The organism is Bordetella pseudohinzii, assembly GCF_000657795.2.
GTDB lineage: Bacteria > Pseudomonadota > Gammaproteobacteria > Burkholderiales > Burkholderiaceae_B > Bordetella > Bordetella pseudohinzii.
Genome location: NZ_JHEP02000044.1, coordinates 1 through 923, shown reverse-complemented (window position 1 = coordinate 923; position 923 = coordinate 1). Strand labels below are relative to the sequence as shown.

The window sequence follows — 923 nt, the reverse complement described above, 5'->3', positions numbered from 1 at the left end:
CCCCCCCCGTCATTTCGTCCTACCCAAATCGCGCTTTGCCTATCCCTGTTGTTCGGGTCATCGATGGCACATGGACAGCAAGCGAGCGCCACCATCAACTCGCCCTTGGAGATCGTGCCCGGCGCGACCCCAGGCTCCTTGCACCGTCAAGACAAGGTTCGTTTGGGAGAGGGCGCGCGAATCACCGTCAAAGACGGCGGTCTATGGGCCCCCGGCTTATGGGTTAATCTTTCTGGCAACAACAGCGCGCTGCATATCACCGGCCCAGGATCCTCGCTTGTCACCGGCGAAGTCCTGCTCAACGGCGCAACCCCCACGCTGACCGTGGAGAACCAAGGCCACCTCAATCTGCACATGCTCAATCTGCAGAAAGGCACGACCTTGGTCCGCGGCGCAGGTTCCCACATCACCATCCGCGACTACGGCAAACTCGTCATCGGCAGGAACGGCACAAACACCGCCGGCCAGACCGGCGCGGGCACGCTGATGGTCAAGGAGGGCGGCGCCGTTGTCTCGCATGCCGCCCTTGAGCTCACATCCCAGATGAGCTACTCCGCATACGTGGTCATCGATAGCGGATCCAGCGTCACCCTGCACAAAGGCCTGTCGTCCAAGGTCGGCGGCGCCGTCGATATGAAGATCTTGAACGGCGGCAGCCTGATCAGCAAAAGCAGCGCCACCTTCGGCAAACCGAATGGCGACGACGGCAAGCCCACGACCCTGCTCGTCGATGGCGACGGCTCCCGGTGGAGCCACTCCAATGGGGAGTTCAAGCTGCACAACAAGGCCAGCCTCCGGCTCGCCAATCGCGGCGCGCTGGACCTCGGCGGCCAGACCCTCCATCTCGCCGGCAAGGACAGCTACCTCTTCATCGGTGGCGGCCCGGACGACGAGGCCCAGGCCGGCGGCACGCTGACCGCGGG

The 923-nt window shown here is 63.9% G+C and carries 1 protein-coding gene; it reads left to right on the top strand.

All coding sequences use genetic code 11. The features are described 5' to 3' along the window. Nucleotides 1-105 precede the first annotated feature (105 nt). Nucleotides 106-923: hypothetical protein (locus L540_RS21155; protein ID WP_156185338.1), on the top strand; the 818-nt coding region annotated here is incomplete at its 3' end.